The organism is Allobosea sp. UNC402CLCol (assembly GCF_000745475.1).
Taxonomy (GTDB): domain Bacteria; phylum Pseudomonadota; class Alphaproteobacteria; order Rhizobiales; family Beijerinckiaceae; genus Allobosea; species Allobosea spartocytisi.
In genome coordinates, this window is record NZ_KN050692.1 from 284,215 (window position 1) to 297,700 (window position 13,486).

A 13,486-nucleotide genomic window follows, 5' to 3' on the forward strand; every position below is an offset into this window, starting at 1 on the left:
CGCCAAGGCGCTGTAGCCCTATGCCCTGCACAAGAGCAACTGTCGCAATCAGCTCCCATCGCCCGACAGGAAGAAGCCGGTTGCATCCATCCCACCCGGCTCGCTGCCTGGGAAGGTGTTGCGTGACGCGCACCCGATGATACCGCGGTTGCTGGCCCAGAAGCGCTTTCCCGCCGCCGCGCCGTTGAATGTCTTGGTATGAGACGTGACGTTCCCGCCGAAATTCGCCCATGCGAACGCGGCTGAGAAATACGGAATGCCGACCAGATCGGTGTTGCCGGTCGTACTGAACGCCTCGCCCGTATCGGAGGCATAGAGGTGCGCGGTGGCCCAGCCGGAAATGCGGATATCGCCTAGATCGAAGGTAGAGCCGCCCTTGGAGGCCGCGAGATGGGGGCCGTTCGGACAGGCACCGAATTCCACATGATGATAAGCGACCCAGCTTCCCTCGTGCGAGTAGATGCCGGCGCCATAAGCCGAGGTGACTTTCACGCCCGCGAGCGTGAACCGCGCGCCGTAAGCAGCGTCCAGAGCGTTGCCGCCTGACGCGGCGTTGATGCGGCAGCTATACGGCGCCGCTAGGTCGCCTTCGATGAGAACAGAATCGGGGTCGGCGAACCCGACCCAAGGGCCCGCGATCCAAGCCGATGCGTAGTCACCCGCAGCGAGTTTGATCTTGAGCTGGTTCCCGCGCAGGTCGACGTTGTCGCGAGTCCATTGCGCGGCCTTAGCGAGAGAGGCCCAAGGCAGCGCCATGGAGCCGTCGCCGGTTGCATCGTTGCCGGAGGACGAATCGACGTAGAAAGTCGTGGGCGCGGTGAGTTCAAGTCTCATGGCGTGGCGCCCGCAAGAACCTGAACCTTTCGCGCCGCGGTGATCAACTTCGCGCTGACCAGTGCGTCTAGACCCGCCGCGAGATCGGCGTCGCCAAGATCAATGAACTCCGCCCCAACCGCTTGATCATACCAGAGCTTTGTTGCGGCATCAGTCATCGCTGCCTGAGCAATCCCCAACTGCTCGTCTTTGGTGAAAAGCCGGATGAACTCTCGGAAAGACAGCCGCGGCGAAACAACGGCCATAGGCTGGAGCTTCACTGAAGCCAGATCAGCATCGCTTGGCTGGGGTCCAAGCTTCGTTTCGTTCCAGTTGTAGATGCCGACCTCTTCGCCGGGGGGGTGATAAAGCAGGAAATCGACATCCGGGATGGCGATTGGATGCAGCGCCAGAATGCGATCGTTGAGACGGTCCATGGGTCAGCGCCCCGTGAGGAAAACAGAGAATTCGGAAGCGTTGCCGTTGATGATACCGGAGCCACCCGCGGCGCGGACGCCGATCAGCAATATGGTGCCCTGGGGGTAATACTGCGTGTAGGTCAACTTTGGTTTTGCGGCGAAGCTGTTGAAGATCGCCAAAGACGAAGTTCCCTGTGAAACTAGGCCGGAAGTGTTGTTGAAAACAGAGACATCCAAATTATCCCACGCTGCAACATTGTTATATCCATTGACGCCGGCCACTACGTTGTAGACGCCAGAAACAGGCACAGTGATAGTTGCAGAGGTGAGCTGGAAGACACCTGGCGTCCCGGCATTTGTGTCAACGTTGACGTTGCCGAAGGACGTGCTGACCGCAACAGTCGCAGGTTGGCTGGTGGCGGTTCGGTAAATGCCGATAAGACCGGGCTGGGAAACCAGACGGATCAGCCACTGCGTGCCGGTATTTACGAACTCGAAGACTTCGCCGCCGCCAATCAGATAAAATGTCGCAGTAGCAGCGGCGCGGTAAAAGAGATTTCCGCCGCCCGTGGCGTTCACATACGCAGTTTGGAAGCCGGACGGGCTGTTGCTCGTTTCCAGCGTGCAGCGAAAACCGACCGGCACGCTGCTCGCCGCCGGTAGCGTGAAGACCTGGCGCACCGACAGGTCCATGACATAGGTGGTATATTCGTTCGCCGCAGTGACAGTGACGCCCCCGCTCGGCACCGTCACGCGAGGCGTGCGCAGGCGCGGAACAGCCTGAAGGCGGAACGACGTGCCGTCGTAAATGAGCGTGCACGTCCCCAGCATCTCGCCGCCTTCCAGCGCGGCGCCGTTGTCGTTGCGGACGATCGCCTTTGCACCCAAGCCGTTAACGTTGAGGGTCGCCGCCCCTGTATTTGGACCGCCGGGAACAATGCGAATGGGCGCCCCGACCAACTGCGCATAGTCGGTATTGGCCGGAGAGAAGGAGGCGGTGATGGCATTGGCCGTGCCCCCAACGACGCCGATGTAGCTATAAGACTGCCCACGAAGACCGAGTTCGAAATGAGCCTGGAGGGTGGCCAAGTCGCCGTTGTCCAAGGCATCGAGCTGCGAGCGATCTGCCGTGAATTGTCCGATCATGGCAGCCATGGCGGCAGATTGGCGCCAGGCCTTGTTCGCCTGCTCGGGAAGCGCGATTCCGTTGACAAACCCGGCCAGCCGAGCCGCCAATGCTGCATAATCCGCTTGCGAAATGACATTCGCTCCGCCCGTCGCAGCGAAAGGCAGAAATTCATTGGCCATGTGGCTCTCCGAAGATCAGGACGTGAAATAGTCTGGAGGCGCGCCCCAGGCGCCGGTGCCCCAGCCGCTGATGAACTCGTTATTGACGCCCCAGCCGAACAGCGGTCCGTCAACCGTGGTGATGCGGTAGTTGGCCTTCACACCTTCGGGCTTCAAAGGAAGATATCCCTGCGAAAGCAGAGCGATGAACAGAGCTGAAGGGATGATACCCGCGACGCCGAAGGTGATCGACATGTCCTGGTTGTCGATGACGACGATTTTTGTGTCGCCACTGGGGAACAGAATCTCGAGCGCTGCCTTTGCGCTTGGCAACGTCCCGTCCCAGTTGTTGGCCGCAATCTTCGCGCGTAGAAGCGTGCGATAGGTGTCGTCGTCTAGGCGGGTGATACCGGCGGGCGTATCGTATCGCGAGTCATACCAGACACCCCGCCCCCAGCCTCGGGTTGCGTCGCCCCAAGTGAACCAAGCGTTCGCGATCGGCACCTTGACGAAGCGTGTCCGACCAACCCACTCGCCAACCTCATCGAGCTGGACGCCGATGGCCTGGTCGAGGTCGAAGTCGAGCGGCAGATGCTCCATGACAGCCTGCTGCGCGACGATCGGCTCGACCAGAGCCTTGATCATCGCTTCGAACTTCGGCTTGCCCGCGTGGAGACTCGTGATCAGCGCCAGATAGGCGTCAACGTCAGCCATCAGGGCACCACGGTTATCGTCACGTCGGTTAGGGCTGCCGATGGCGCCTCATTAAATGCTATCGGCAGATCGGCGGTGCCGAACGATCCGCCGTTCTTCGCAATTGTGAGGGCCGTGATCTTGTAAGTCTTGGCGTTGCCGGCGAGCGCCAGGTTGGCCGGGACAAAAACCTCTGCCCATTCGACGGCGCCGCTGGTGCCGCCGATTTCGAGGCCGTTGATGAAGTCGACGACCGCCTGCTTGATGCTAGTCTCGATGGCTGTCGTGTAGCCGACCAGCGCCTTCAGTGAGATCGCAACTTTGATCGTCGCCGCGGTAGGCCGGTAGAACTTGATAGCGCGCGCGACGCCATACTCATCGGTGATCGTGACATTGGTCGTGCCGTATGTGCCTGTCCCCGCGGTCTTTTTAGCAGCGATGGCCTGGGCGATCGCGGTTGCGTCGCCCCCCTGGACAACCAGCGAAATCGAGTGCGCCGGGATGCCATTCGCATCTGTCGTGCCGGTATCGTTCTCGTAGCCTTTCAGTCGATCGACGCCGGCCACGCTTGCAACGGCACCCATGGTGCCCTCAAAGACCGTTAGGGACGGGAGGGCGGTCGAGATGGTCTGGCGCTGGCGAAGCTGAGCGTCGAGTTCAACGGGCTGACCGGGCGCAGCGGCATTGGCATTTGTGACGCTCTGCCAACCGCGCGTCGGTGTTCCGATGGTCGAAATCGCGCCGGGCAGTGCTTGAATTGCACCGGCATCCTTCGCGATGGCCGTGACCGTGATTGATCCGCCCGCCGGGATGGTGACAGACGTCGGCAAAAGCCACTGATTGCCAGCGTTATCCTTGGCAATTCCGCCTGTGATCGTGGTGCCAGCCTGCCCGATCAGCGTGAGATCGACGGTCGAGTTCGATGCAACCAGCCGCTTGATGCCGTTGATCTTGACGACGGAAGAGAGCCCGACGCCGCGCGCAGTCGAAGGCGAGAAGGCGTTGTAGACCTGAAGGGCCATGGCGTTGGCGTCATCCACCGCCGCGGCGAAGATGGCGATCTGCTGGCCATCCTGGGTGTCCGGATCGATGTCGATGTCCTGCCCGAAGATCGCGCGGAACTGCTCCTGGAAATAGGCCAGCACGGTGGCATAATCCGGCTTGAAGATGCCGTTCTCGTCGATCGTGCAGACAGGAAGCGCCATCAGAAATTCACCCCACGCACGGTTGCGGCGCCGTAGATTGTGTCGAGCGTCAGCGTGTCGACGCTGAAGGCGCGGTTGTCGCGGTTGAGGTTGCTTGAATAGGACGTGATCGCCTTCACGCCGGTCGTGCCGAGCACGCGGCGCCGGATGGCCGGATCACGGGTGTTCGCGGTGCGGACGCCCAGTACTTCGGTCTTCCACGTCATGCCTTCGGTCTGGTCGAGGAACCACTCGCCCTGCCAGAGGCCCAGACGGGTCTGGACTGACTGCGCGACAGCTTCGGGCTGGTCTATCCAGAAGTCCTGCTTCCCACGGCCGAACGAATAATCGCCCTGCGCGTCGAGCTTGCGGTAAAGCATGGCTGCCTCAGTTCGTCGGGCCGGCCGAGTTGCCGCCGCCGGGTTGCACGCCGGAGTGCTTGTGCGTCGAAAAGACGATGTCGTTCACGATGAGCTCGCCATTGATGCGAACGGTGCCGGTGATTGCCGTCTCGCCCGCCCCGCCGCCAATGCTGACGCCATTCGCAGCCGAGATGCCGACCTGCTTGTCCGTCGAGATGCCGACACCGCCAGCGCCGGACATGCTGATCTTGGTCTTTCCATCATCGGAACGGATCTCGGTCGAGCTCGTGCTGATGCCGTCGATCGCGTTCGGGTTCGACTTGAGGCCAGGCGTGAAATAGCCGTTCGACAGGCTGTGCATGCTGGCGTCTGCCGGCACCTGCTCGCCCCCGCTCTGTTGCCAGGTATCCGGCGAGCGGGAGGTGAAATTCACCATGCCCTCGTCACCAACCTTCAGCGGGAAGGTGATGTTCATGCCCCCGCCGCCGGGATAATGGACCGGGACGTCCTGCAGCACAGGAAGGTCGATCGCCTTCTGTGACCCATCCTCCTGCTTCACGAAGGACTTGATGCCTATTTGAAGTTTGACGGATGGTGCCTTGCCCGCACCGCCCGGATCGAAGGCCAGCACGCGCGCCGGCGCTGATGTCTGGATCCGCGAAATGTGTTGTTCGATCGCCGCCCGAAGGTTCTCCTCGGGATCGTCGACTCGCTGGCGAAGGTCCATGGATTACTGGCCCGGATCGAGATCGATGCCCTGCTGCACGAGACGGATGGGCTGCGGGCCCTGCCCGTCTGCACGAATGCAGGTGGCATCGGTGTAGTAGATGTTCCCCTCGGTATCGCCGATAAGGTCGGCGACGAGAACGCGGTAGAGGCCGTCGTCCGCGAGCGATGGAATCATCGAATTCTGGACTTCTGCCGTAAAATTTGGGCTGAGGGCGGCCTGATCGATGCTGGCCTGGTCGATCTTCAGCCGGGTGTCCGGACGAACCTTCGGATTCAGCAGCATCCGGACAATGATGCCGTCCAGCGTCTGGACGGGCCGCCCGACCATGCCGGTATCCGAGTTGATCACGAATGCCTCACCGGGGCGCGGCTCGTTGTTCTTGGTGATATTGAGCTTGTCGTTCTCGACGAACCAGCTCGAGCCGGTTGAAAAAGCGATGTCGCGCATGACGTCGCGCGCCATTCCGAACAGCACTCGGGGCCGCGGCATCTGCTTGGTCCCCAGATCGGCGATGTAGCCAGCCGTGATGCCGTGCGGCTTGAAGGCTTCCAGCACGACGTCAACCTGATCCTTGAAGGTCGACCCTGCCGCGAGCGTCTTGCTCACGGTGGCGAAGTTGTAGGCCTTGTCGCCAGACGTCGCGAGCAGCGAGCAATAGGTGTCGACGGGGTTCTCGCGCCCGGTCCGCTTCTGGATCAGGTTGCCCTTGAAGATGATCTCGCGGGCGCCCTGGTATCCAGCCGAGAGCGTGACGGACTGGCCCTCTTTCTTGATCTTCTGCGCCGTTGATTCCTTGAGATTTGTGATTGTGATTTCGGCGGCATTCGGCGTCTGAAGCCGGTTCTGCGTCACCTTGAAACGGATCCGCAGATTGGAAACGTCGATGGTCTCGCCGCCGGCATCGATCGTCAGCGCGACATCTCTGATCCACTGGCGTGTCATGGCGAGATGAAGAGGACTTTGCCGTTGGTGCCGAGATTGGCGTAGGTCGGCTCGACGAGCTCGCTGCTGTCCGTCATGACCCTGATTTCGCCTGGGAAGCCGAGGTAATCGAACTGCTGCAGGACGTTCTCGCCGGCGGTGAGCGGGAGCCCTTGCACCAGCGGGTTGCCGTCGATATCGGCGATGTCGATGAACCACCCTCCGTCAGGCGTGTCGCACCAGCCGAACCGAACCTGATACTCAACCGTGCCGAGCGTGATCGACATCTGCTGCGCCTGAGGCAGCAACGGAAACTCGTAGACGGTCGCCATCAGGCCCTCGCAGACGGTGACGCGAAGCCGCTCGTACCGGAACTCTTGAGCTGCTGCTGACCGACATTCGCGGTCGCGCCGGTTTTCGCTGGATTGGCCTGGGCCGAATTCGGAGCGCCAGTGGTCTGCGTCGAGACGATCCGCGCCTCGCGCAACCGTACCGAAATCAGCGAGATGTTCTCGGTCCGCTCGTCCTTGGACAGCGAGACCGAGCTCAGAAGCATGTTCTGGTACTGGCGCGAGCCAGTAGTGACCTCGAAGGGCTCGCGCTGCCGCTGAAGCGCTATAAGTTGCTCATAGGCCTCAGTGGCATACCCGACATAGCCGCCGGTCGAATCCGACCACGCAATCTGCATCTCGATCTCGGACGGACGGAAGAACGCATGATCCGAAATCGAGGCGCCGCGCTCGACCGGATGGTCCGTCACTACCATCTCGTCCTTGCTGATCTCGCGGATCACGACATCGGGGATCAGCGTCCCGATCTGGCGCGTCCCTGTCGTCAGCAGCGCGAAGGTGTCATCGATCAGCGCCATATGTGAACCGGTTCCCTATCTGGGGCGACTGCCATATGATCTGGGCCCTCGGAGGCAGGCATGCGCGCGATACTGGTAGCTCTGGCGATGGTAGCTAGCGGGGCAGCGATGGCCGCCCCAGCCCGTTGCCTGTTGGTCGTGGATGGCAAGACCTACCTCAACGGCCCCTGCCCCGTGGATGTCTCAAAGGATGGGAGCTTCAGCATCGGGACGGGCCCCAAAGCTTCGTACTTCGCCTATGTCACGGTCGAAGGGCCTGGCGTTGCCAAGGGCTCCTGGAACGAAGAGCGCGGCGCGAGCCATGCCCATACGGACCTCGGCCAGCTTCGCCGCAACGATGCTTGCTGGCAGAACGACAGGGCGATCGTATGCGCTTGGCGCTGACCGCCTTGCTGGGGCTCATCACCACTGCCGTAGCCCGAGCGGAAACACCATTGCCCATGATCGATGTTGAAAGCCGCTGCACCGTGGCAGCCGATCGCGGCATCCAGCGTGCGGATTGTATCAACAGCGAGCAGCGCGCCTACGATCTGTTAGGCAGCCAATGGGAACGCGTGGAAGACCGGTTTCGAATAGGCTGCGTCAAACAATTCGGCGGGGTGCTGATGGCTTATACAGCCCTGGCACGCTGCGCAGCCGATAGCTTGATGGTCCAGGATCTAAACCGGAAGCGGGAGGAAAAGCCGTTTCGCTATCGCTAGCGAACCGCGCCCGTCATGTTCCGAAGCATCCGGCCGTTGACGCCGTTCTGAGCATCAGCGACCGCCGAGGCCGTGGCGCTGGGGTCCGATCCTCCAAGGATGGTGATCTCGGTCTTCTGCGCCATGTCGACGTTGGTGTTGTTGTTCGCCGCCGGCGGCACAAGCGGAGAGCCGCTCGGCTGGATGCCGCTGCCGATCAGAGCAGCATTGGACTGGACCGCCGCCATTGATCCGGCATTGAGCCGCGAGAACGGCGTATAGGCGGGGATAGTTCCCGCTTCAGCCTGCGCCGCTGCCGCTCGTTCCGCGGCGCGAAGGGCACGCTGTGCCCACTTGTTGCGGGACGGGTAGTTCTTGATGCCCGCCTGCTCGAAGGTGTTCTCGAACGCGACGGTCGCATCCTCGACACTGCCTGCGCGCTTCACGGCGGAAACCGCGCCCTTGTGCGAGGTACGCAACTCGTGGCGCAGAAACCCGTAGTTGGCTTCGTCGGATGCTGGATCGAGGCCCTTTTCTGCCGCCCATGCTTCAAAGGCACGCCGGCGCGGCCCCGTCCACTGAGCCCACCCATAACCGCCACGCCCTGAAGTGGGATTGCGCTCCTGAAGCTCATTGAGGCCACCGCTCTCATGGCCCAGATTGCCGACGATGCCGGCGGCCTGCTCACGGGTGAACCCGAAGTCAGCCATCAGGCGATTGATGATGCCGGGGGCCTTTTGCGTGAAGGTGCTGCCGCGGATCGGCGCGTTGCTGTCGCCGCGCCCACCGCCGCCAGAAGGCGCGTCCTGGCCGCCCATGAACTTCGGCATCGTGCGCTGCCACCAGTTACGCTTGTCGGTAATCTGCGGCGCGCTGCCCGGCGTGCCATCGTTCGGGGTCTTGCCCCAGGTGCCATTGGCGCGACGGCGCGCAATCTCCTGGTCCTCGCCGCCGTTGGCCGGGCTGGTGCTCAGCGCCAGAGCGCCGGCCGCACCCAAGGTGAGCGGATTGATGCCGAGCTTCAGCAGCATGGCGCCCCACCCAGCCCCGATGGCGGTAAATGCCCCCAGGATCCGCAGCAGCCATGATCCGACGAGCCATACGGCGAAGGCTTCCAATGCAACCTGCAAGCCGCTCTGCCCCGTCAGGGACTGCGCGATTTTGTCGAACGCTTCCCAAGCCGGCGTCAGGGCCTGAACCAGCTTCTGGAACGCCGCAGCAAGCCATGCCGCCGCTTTGCCCGCCTCGTCGAAGAACGTGACGATCTTGTCGGCATTGCGGATCAGGAAATCATCGACGTCCTTGACGAACGAGGCCAGCGAGCGACCGAGCGTCTGCTCAAGCTTCGCGCCGATCAGCTCCGCGGTCGCCCCGAGCGAGCGCCAAGCCTGGGTGAGCTGGTTGCCGATATCGGCCGCCTGCTTTTGGTCCACGCCGAGCGCGCGCGCCTTGGCGGCATACTCATCCATGAACCGGGTGAGGTCGCCGGACTTGATTGCATTGTAGGTGCGTTCATCGATCCCGAGCGCCTCGAGATACTGGAGCGCGACGTATTGCGGCTTCTTCGATAGCGCCTTGGCGAGATCCTGAACGATTGCGGTCGTCTCGCGCAGCCTGCCGTTCTCGCGGGTGGCCACGCCGAGCGACTTGACCAGGCTCTCATAGCCCGGATTGCTGCGCATCTTCTGCGCGAAGCTCTCGATCGAGGCGAGCGCGCCCTGATACGAGCCGCCGAGCTGCGACACCGCATAGCTCAGGCCCTTGATGTTCTGAACCGACGCGCCGGCGCGCTGCGCGGTGAAATAGATTTCGTCGAAACCAGCCGCAATCTTTGTCACAACCGCGCCGATGCCGGTGGCGATCCCCAGCAGCGTGACATTCATCTTGATGACGGCCTTCGTGGCCGCACCAACGCTGTTCAGGAACTTCGCTTCCGACCCGCCATCGATCTTATAGCCGATGCCGACCAGAAATTCCTTGATCGTATCAGCCACGGGGTTTGCTCGCTTCGTTGGCGCGCCAGGCGTTCTCGTCCATGGCCGTGATGGCGTCGTTCATGTCGGCGACGTCGCAGAGCGTCAGAGTGCCGTCGATCAGGCTCTCGTATTTGCAGAGGCCGCGGAGGACCGGGCGCATCAGCAGATCCGCTCCATCGGGAAGAGCGATCGGGTCGAACTCTAGGGCTGGGCGGCTGCTATCGACTTGGAGACCAGCCCGAAGAAAAAAGGGGCGAGTTCGACCACCAGCACCTTCATCATGATCGCGACGCTATCGGCGCCGTCCAGGTTGTCGTCGAGGAGGCGTTCGGATTGCGTGCCCCAGATCGGAACCCATCCAGCGTCGCCGTCCCGCTTGCGCTTCACGCGCGAGAGGCACTTTGCCTGAACGTAGTCATAGGTCTCGTCCGGCATCTGGGCGAGGAGGTTCGATGCAGCCTCGAGCCCCGGCATGACCGTCTCCTGGAGGTTCATGTCCAGAAGCGCGCCAGGGTTCTCCTTGAGCTTGTCGAGCGTGCCGGCCGGGATCATCGCCGTAACCGACGGGAGGATGCTAACCAGGAGAGGCTGGACGCGACGGGCAACATGCTGCTGCGTCTTGGCGTCCATCGGCTCAGCCCGATAGGTCTGGCTGCCGATCGTGAATTCGACGGGCTCGCGCATCAGATCGCCGCCGGCGTGCCGGTCCCGAGCTTCTGGTCGATCCGACCCGAGTTCCAAGTCCACTCGACGATCTGTCCTGTCTTGCCGTTGTTGAGATCGGGCACCTTTCGCCAACCACAGCCGGCGCAGGAAATGACATCGCCGCGGGCAGGATTGCGGAGGACGATGGTGCCGTCGCCGTACGTGGCGCCGGATTGGCGCTCCGCATTCATCGCGTCGTTCAGCAATGCGTTGGTGGGCGAAGTCTTGAGAAGCCGAAGTGTGACGGTTCCCGCCCGACCGGAATGCAGGCTGTGCATGTAGCTGCCATCCGCGCCGATCGTGAGGGTGCCGATATCGTCGACCTGCGTGATGCTGATGCCCTCTTCAGCGACCCCGGCGCCATTGCCGATTGCGAAGGTGCCGCCCGGCCCCGAATACGAGGCGCTGACATCGGCGAAGGAATAGGTGGTCGTGCCCATGAGAGCCCCTCAGGTCAGCGATTGACGGAGATCAGCACCGGCACGCTGTGCACGGCGCCAGCAAGTTTGGTCGCGATTTGGAAAACGACGGACTCGCGAGCTTCGCGGTTGGCCTGAGCCTGGCTTGCAACCGGCGGCGCATAAACATAGTAGCCCGTCGGCAGTGTATCCCCGGTCTTCAACTGCCCAATTCCAGCGGCATTCCAGACGCCGGGCGCAATCAGCCCATTGGTACGAGCCTGAATCAGCCGTTTCTCCATGATGGTCTGGAGCGTCGTCATACCCTCGTCGGTCTGAGGGATCTTCGGGAAGGTGTAGAGCGCGTTGTAGACGGCGGTCTGAAGGTCGTTCTCCAGCCAGTCGAGGCCGTGCCATTCGTCAAAGAACGATCCGTCCGAGTTCGTTCCGAACTGCAGGATCGCGGTCGCATTGTCGTAGTTGACGAAGACGTTGACGTTCTTCGCCTTCAGCGTCGCGGCTTGGCTTTCGGTCAGGGTCTCGGCAACGACGCCGGGTTCCTGCTTGAACATCATCGTGATGGTGGTGTTCGAGCCCTGGAAATTGACCGTCGACGCCCTCCCGAAGAACGACGCGATGGCCTGAGGCGAGGACGTCGAATACTGAATGAAGGACCGCTTGTAGCCGGCCACTTTGAGCTGCGAGCCGAGGTCGGTCGAGATCGTGGAATCCACCGCCGTGGTGTCGGTCGTGGTGAAGCCGATGCGGCGCTTCTTGCCCTGCCCTTCGATAAAGGCGGCTGCCGCGAGGCAGGATGGGATATCGACGTTGGGCTCGGCGATCACCGCCGCATACCAGTCGCCCGAGGCGTTGACGAGTGCCTGAAGGGCCTGGGTCAGTGTCTCCGCAACGATGCCGTTCGCCGGGGCGCTGGCTTGCCCAGCCTTACCCTTGAGGAGGGCCGCGACCGACGTACCTGCACCGCCCGAAAGCGTCGCGCCGGAGACAGTGATATTCGTGCCGCTTTTGGCCAGGGTGTAGGCGTTGCCGCCGGTGCCGGGCGCGTCCGCGATAACGTAGACGTTCGTCCCCACCGCCAGGAAGTTCATCAGAGCGATGTTGACGTCGGTCGAGGTGTTCAGGAACGCGGCGAGATCCGTCGCCATCTGAGCCGGTGAAGCCGAGATGTTGATCTGGTTCCCGGTTGCGCCAGACGCCTTGAAGGTGATGGCGGTGCCATTGACGGTGACGGTGTCATTCACCGCCGGCAGACCACTGAACCCGATGCTGCCGAACGCAGTCGGATCGGCGAGATAGCCGATCGTCGAGGTGGCGCCAGTCGAGCCGGATTTGATGACGAACCGGCTGTTGACCGCATCCCAGATGACCGTGGACCCAGCCACCAGCGCCGCAACTGCGGTCTGGATCACCGAAGCCACACCATTGAGGTTGGTCTGCGCCGAGAAGTTGAGGCCGGAAACCGTGCGGGGGATGCTGTCGAGGATGAAATAGAAGGCGCCGGCGGTGATCGCGGTGAAGTTGGCGATCAACTGTTCCGTCGAAGACAGCACGCCGCCGTTGAGCGTCGCATGCGTCGCGGTGCGGGCCCAGCGGCCGATGTAGTAGATCGACGGCTGCGGCGTCTGGCCGAAATGGCGCGCCGCGGCCAGATACTCCGGATCAGTTGTCGAGAAATCGGCGGCGACACCGGTCAGGTTCGAATAGCCACGGATGCGCTGGTTGATGTCGATGACATCAGTCGCCCCGACGGCGATGCCGGCGCCGAAATTGCGCGTCGGCGCCGCAACGGGCGCCAGGCTGATGTTGATGTTAACGATGTCGCTGACAGCGAGCCCTTGGGCCATGATCAGGTCTCCACGATGAAGGGCTGGGTGGCTTCAGGGGTCGAGATCGAACCCTGAGCCGAGAGAAGGTTGAGGATGGGGTAGGAGCGCGTGATTACGCGCCGGAACTGCATCTCAAGGTCGACCTTGCGGATGTAGCGCTCGTTGACGATGTCGGTTGCCGTGCGGGCCCGGCTGCAATCCAGGAGCGCGACGCCCACTGCGTTCAGCGCGTCCCAGTTTTGCTTGATCCAGAGCCCGTCGCGGAGCTGGGAAGCCTTCGAATAGCCGTTGGGCCCGTAGAAGCTGGCGAGCATTGTCAGCGTCTCGTGCCGCGTCAGTTCGGTGCTTCCATCGCCCTCTGGATGATGTTGTTGGTGAGCGCCCCAGTCCGCATCGAGATCCATGATCCCGAAGGCGCACCAAGAGACGTTGTCGGGCGGCATCGGTGGCGGTTTTGGCTGCCAGCGTGGCCGAACATTCACCCGGGTGATCGCGGTGAGGCCAGAGATCGTGTTGCCAATCAGATCCTCAAAGGCATCATCCTCGACAGGCGTCGTGGTCGACGGGACCAGAGGTCCGCCGGTCGCTGACGTGTTGGCCATG

The 13,486-nt window shown here is 62.3% G+C and carries 18 protein-coding genes; 2 read left to right on the forward strand and 16 right to left on the reverse strand.

Annotated elements, in window-relative coordinates:
- Positions 1 to 48 precede the first annotated feature (48 nt).
- The 10 genes from GY40_RS23910 to GY40_RS23955 all read right to left on the reverse strand — a co-directional run bounded on the left by GY40_RS23910 (position 49) and on the right by GY40_RS23955 (position 7,277).
- Complete coding sequence (locus GY40_RS23910; RefSeq protein WP_038367821.1) at positions 49 to 834, reverse strand: hypothetical protein; 786 nt, start codon at positions 832 to 834, stop codon at positions 49 to 51.
- Entirely contained in the window at positions 831 to 1,250 is a 420-nt protein-coding gene (locus GY40_RS23915) for a hypothetical protein (protein ID WP_038367823.1), read from the reverse strand. The genes GY40_RS23910 and GY40_RS23915 overlap by 4 nt, the downstream gene beginning before the upstream one ends.
- A 3-nt stretch (positions 1,251 to 1,253) precedes the next feature.
- Complete coding sequence (locus GY40_RS26780) at positions 1,254 to 2,540, reverse strand: hypothetical protein (protein ID WP_051988465.1); 1,287 nt, start codon at positions 2,538 to 2,540, stop codon at positions 1,254 to 1,256.
- A gap of 15 nt (positions 2,541 to 2,555) precedes the next feature.
- On the reverse strand, positions 2,556 to 3,233 hold the full coding sequence (locus tag GY40_RS23925) for a DUF2612 domain-containing protein (RefSeq protein ID WP_038367825.1): 678 nt from the start codon (positions 3,231 to 3,233) through the stop codon (positions 2,556 to 2,558).
- Positions 3,233 to 4,417: a baseplate J/gp47 family protein gene (locus GY40_RS23930; RefSeq protein ID WP_038367828.1), complete on the reverse strand. Its 1,185-nt coding sequence runs from the start codon at positions 4,415 to 4,417 to the stop codon at positions 3,233 to 3,235. The genes GY40_RS23925 and GY40_RS23930 overlap by 1 nt, the downstream gene beginning before the upstream one ends.
- On the reverse strand, positions 4,417 to 4,776 hold the full coding sequence (locus GY40_RS23935; protein ID WP_038367829.1) for a contractile injection system sheath initiator: 360 nt from the start codon (positions 4,774 to 4,776) through the stop codon (positions 4,417 to 4,419). Before GY40_RS23935 ends, GY40_RS23930 begins: the two co-directional genes overlap by 1 nt.
- 7 nt (positions 4,777 to 4,783) lie before the next feature.
- Positions 4,784 to 5,485 (reverse strand): Gp138 family membrane-puncturing spike protein, encoded by a 702-nt coding sequence (locus GY40_RS23940; protein WP_051988466.1) that lies wholly within the window; start codon positions 5,483 to 5,485, stop codon positions 4,784 to 4,786.
- 3 nt (positions 5,486 to 5,488) lie between these two features.
- Complete coding sequence (locus GY40_RS23945) at positions 5,489 to 6,340, reverse strand: phage protein (RefSeq protein ID WP_156116059.1); 852 nt, start codon at positions 6,338 to 6,340, stop codon at positions 5,489 to 5,491.
- Between the two features lie 86 nt (positions 6,341 to 6,426).
- The gene (locus GY40_RS23950; RefSeq protein WP_038367831.1) at positions 6,427 to 6,741 is read right to left on the reverse strand and encodes a phage baseplate plug family protein; all 315 of its coding nucleotides are present in this window, start codon (positions 6,739 to 6,741) and stop codon (positions 6,427 to 6,429) included.
- Positions 6,741 to 7,277, reverse strand: a complete 537-nt coding sequence (locus GY40_RS23955; RefSeq protein ID WP_051988468.1) for a phage baseplate protein — start codon at positions 7,275 to 7,277, stop codon at positions 6,741 to 6,743. The genes GY40_RS23950 and GY40_RS23955 overlap by 1 nt, the downstream gene beginning before the upstream one ends.
- A gap of 60 nt (positions 7,278 to 7,337) precedes the next feature.
- On the opposite strand from GY40_RS23955, the gene GY40_RS23960 reads away from it, so the two are divergent.
- Both GY40_RS23960 and GY40_RS23965 read left to right on the forward strand, forming a co-directional pair.
- Positions 7,338 to 7,661 carry a hypothetical protein gene (locus tag GY40_RS23960; RefSeq protein WP_038367832.1) on the forward strand — a complete coding sequence of 108 codons (324 nt, stop codon included), beginning with the start codon at positions 7,338 to 7,340 and terminating at the stop codon, positions 7,659 to 7,661.
- Positions 7,652 to 7,978, forward strand: coding sequence for a hypothetical protein (locus GY40_RS23965; protein WP_156116060.1), 327 nt, complete (start codon positions 7,652 to 7,654; stop codon positions 7,976 to 7,978). The genes GY40_RS23960 and GY40_RS23965 overlap by 10 nt, the downstream gene beginning before the upstream one ends.
- On the opposite strand, the gene GY40_RS23970 is transcribed toward GY40_RS23965, so the two are convergent.
- From GY40_RS23970 to GY40_RS23990, 6 genes are read right to left on the reverse strand one after another with little or no spacing between them, the layout of a single operon-like run.
- Positions 7,975 to 9,951 carry a phage tail tip lysozyme gene (locus GY40_RS23970; RefSeq protein WP_038367838.1) on the reverse strand — a complete coding sequence of 659 codons (1,977 nt, stop codon included), beginning with the start codon at positions 9,949 to 9,951 and terminating at the stop codon, positions 7,975 to 7,977. The two genes, GY40_RS23965 and GY40_RS23970, sit on opposite strands and share 4 nt — an antisense overlap.
- Positions 9,944 to 10,093 carry a DUF6889 family protein gene (locus GY40_RS28070; RefSeq protein ID WP_210340009.1) on the reverse strand — a complete coding sequence of 50 codons (150 nt, stop codon included), beginning with the start codon at positions 10,091 to 10,093 and terminating at the stop codon, positions 9,944 to 9,946. Before GY40_RS28070 ends, GY40_RS23970 begins: the two co-directional genes overlap by 8 nt.
- A gap of 41 nt (positions 10,094 to 10,134) precedes the next feature.
- On the reverse strand, positions 10,135 to 10,617 hold the full coding sequence (locus GY40_RS23975; protein ID WP_038367840.1) for a phage tail assembly chaperone: 483 nt from the start codon (positions 10,615 to 10,617) through the stop codon (positions 10,135 to 10,137).
- The gene (locus GY40_RS23980; protein WP_038367842.1) at positions 10,617 to 11,078 is read right to left on the reverse strand and encodes a tail tube family protein; all 462 of its coding nucleotides are present in this window, start codon (positions 11,076 to 11,078) and stop codon (positions 10,617 to 10,619) included. The genes GY40_RS23975 and GY40_RS23980 overlap by 1 nt, the downstream gene beginning before the upstream one ends.
- Before the next feature lie 14 nt (positions 11,079 to 11,092).
- The gene (locus tag GY40_RS23985) at positions 11,093 to 12,901 is read right to left on the reverse strand and encodes a DUF3383 domain-containing protein (protein WP_038367844.1); all 1,809 of its coding nucleotides are present in this window, start codon (positions 12,899 to 12,901) and stop codon (positions 11,093 to 11,095) included.
- Positions 12,902 to 12,903: 2 nt separating this feature from the next.
- On the reverse strand, positions 12,904 to 13,485 hold the full coding sequence (locus GY40_RS23990; protein WP_038367846.1) for a phage neck terminator protein: 582 nt from the start codon (positions 13,483 to 13,485) through the stop codon (positions 12,904 to 12,906).
- Between the last annotated feature and the right edge of the window lies 1 nt (position 13,486).

Excerpts from the sequence above, each read along its gene's own strand:
- GY40_RS28070 (WP_210340009.1), bottom strand. The coding sequence starts at position 10,093 with ATGCGCCCGGTCCTCCGCGGCCTCTGCAAATACGAGAGCCTGATCGAC.
- GY40_RS23950 (WP_038367831.1), bottom strand. The coding sequence starts at position 6,741 with ATGGCGACCGTCTACGAGTTTCCGTTGCTGCCTCAGGCGCAGCAGATG.
- GY40_RS23935 (WP_038367829.1), bottom strand. The coding sequence starts at position 4,776 with ATGCTTTACCGCAAGCTCGACGCGCAGGGCGATTATTCGTTCGGCCGT.
- GY40_RS23940 (WP_051988466.1), bottom strand. The coding sequence starts at position 5,485 with ATGGACCTTCGCCAGCGAGTCGACGATCCCGAGGAGAACCTTCGGGCG.
- GY40_RS23985 (WP_038367844.1), bottom strand. The coding sequence starts at position 12,901 with ATGGCCCAAGGGCTCGCTGTCAGCGACATCGTTAACATCAACATCAGC.
- GY40_RS23955 (WP_051988468.1), bottom strand. The coding sequence starts at position 7,277 with ATGGCGCTGATCGATGACACCTTCGCGCTGCTGACGACAGGGACGCGC.
- GY40_RS26780 (WP_051988465.1), bottom strand. The coding sequence starts at position 2,540 with ATGGCCAATGAATTTCTGCCTTTCGCTGCGACGGGCGGAGCGAATGTC.
- GY40_RS23910 (WP_038367821.1), bottom strand. The coding sequence starts at position 834 with ATGAGACTTGAACTCACCGCGCCCACGACTTTCTACGTCGATTCGTCC.
- GY40_RS23915 (WP_038367823.1), bottom strand. The coding sequence starts at position 1,250 with ATGGACCGTCTCAACGATCGCATTCTGGCGCTGCATCCAATCGCCATC.
- GY40_RS23975 (WP_038367840.1), bottom strand. The coding sequence starts at position 10,617 with ATGCGCGAGCCCGTCGAATTCACGATCGGCAGCCAGACCTATCGGGCT.
- GY40_RS23980 (WP_038367842.1), bottom strand. The coding sequence starts at position 11,078 with ATGGGCACGACCACCTATTCCTTCGCCGATGTCAGCGCCTCGTATTCG.
- GY40_RS23990 (WP_038367846.1), bottom strand. The coding sequence starts at position 13,485 with ATGGCCAACACGTCAGCGACCGGCGGACCTCTGGTCCCGTCGACCACG.
- GY40_RS23930 (WP_038367828.1), bottom strand. The coding sequence starts at position 4,417 with ATGGCGCTTCCTGTCTGCACGATCGACGAGAACGGCATCTTCAAGCCG.
- GY40_RS23960 (WP_038367832.1), top strand. The coding sequence starts at position 7,338 with ATGCGCGCGATACTGGTAGCTCTGGCGATGGTAGCTAGCGGGGCAGCG.
- GY40_RS23925 (WP_038367825.1), bottom strand. The coding sequence starts at position 3,233 with ATGGCTGACGTTGACGCCTATCTGGCGCTGATCACGAGTCTCCACGCG.